Consider the following 1,496-nt stretch of genomic DNA (forward strand, 5'->3'; position numbering starts at 1 on the left):
CCGCCGATCTGGGTGACCGACAGCTCCTGCGCCTGAGCCTGGCTCAGAGCGCCGATCTGGGCCGCCGCGAGGGCGCCGACCTGGGTGGCCGACAGCTCATTGATGTCAGTGACCGACAGGCCCTTCAGCTGGGTCGTGGTCATGGCCGCGACCTGGCTGTTGGTCAGGGCGCCGACCTGGGTGGCGTCCAGCGCCGACAGGTTCGCCGGCGTCAGCGACTTGATCTGATCGGCCGTCAGGGCCCCGATCTGGGTCGCCGACAGCTCGCCGATGTCGGTGGCGGTCAGGTTGGACAGCTGGGCCGTCGTCAGACCCTTGATCTGGGTCGTCGACAGCGCGCCCACCTGGGTCGCGTTCAGGGCCGAGAGCGCCGAGGTGCTCAGAGCCCCCAGCTGCGTCGGGCTCAGAGCCCCGACCTGGGTTTCGGACAGTTCGCCGACATCAGTGGTCGACAAGCTCTTCAGCTGGTTGGCCGTCAGGCCCTTGACCTGGGTCGTCGACAGCGCGCCGACCTGGGTCGCGTCAAGCGCCGAGACGGCGGTGGTGCTCAGGGCGCCCAGCTGCGAGGCGCTCAACGCGCCCACCTGGGTCGCCGTCAGTTCAGCGATGTCGGCCGCCGTCAGGCCGCCCAGCTGGGCGGTCGTCAGGCCCTTGACCTGGGTTTCGGTCAGGCTGCCAACCTGCGTGGCGTCCAGAGCCGAGAAGTTGGTGGCGGAGAACGCGCCCATCTGGGTCGAGCTCAGCGCGCCCAGTTGGGTCGTCGACAGAGCCTTGACGTTGTTCAGGCTCAGCGAGGCCAGCTGCGCGTTGCTCAGGGCGCTGAGCTGCGTCCCCGACAACTCGCCGATGTCCGTGGTGGTCAGGTTGCTCAGCTGGGTCGTCGTCAGACCCTTGACCTGGGTCGTCGACAGCGCCCCCGTCTGGGTCGCATCGAGCGCCGATAGGCTGGCCGCCGTCAGCGACTTGATCTGGTCAGCGCCGAGCGCGCCAAGCTGGGTCGTCGAAAGCTCGCCGACGTCGGTCGTCGTCAGGCCGGCCATCTGGGCCGCGGTGAGACCCTTGATCTGGGTCGTCGACAGCGCGCCGACCTGGGTCGCGTCCAGGGCCGAGAAGTTGGCGCCCATGGCGCCAATCTGGGTCGGCGTCAGAGCCGCAACCTGGGTGGTCGACAGCTCGGCGACGTCGGTCGTCGACAGTCCCTTCAGCTGCGCAGCGTTGATCCCCTTGATCTGGGTCTCGCTCAGGGCGCCGACCTGGGTCGCGTTCAGGGCCGAGAAGTTGGCGCTCAGCGAGCCGATCTGCGAGGCGCTCAACGCCCCCACCTGGGTCTCGCTCAGGTTGCCGACGTTCGTGGTCGTCAGGTTGGACAGCTGGGTCGCCGTCAGACCCTTCACCTGGGTCGTCGACAGAGCGCCGAGCTGGGTGGCGTTCAGCGAGGTCAGGTTCGTCGTGGTCAGGGCGCCGACCTGGCTGGCCGACAGGCCGCCGATCTGGGT

Annotated in this window: 1 pseudogene; it reads right to left on the reverse strand. The window is 68.8% G+C overall.

Annotated elements, in window-relative coordinates:
• Window positions 1-1,496 (reverse strand): annotated as a pseudogene (locus tag AX690_RS23310) (ice nucleation protein); the annotation flags it as partial.

Source organism: Caulobacter sp. CCH9-E1 (assembly GCF_001556515.1).
In the GTDB taxonomy this organism is placed as follows: Bacteria; Pseudomonadota; Alphaproteobacteria; order Caulobacterales; family Caulobacteraceae; genus Caulobacter.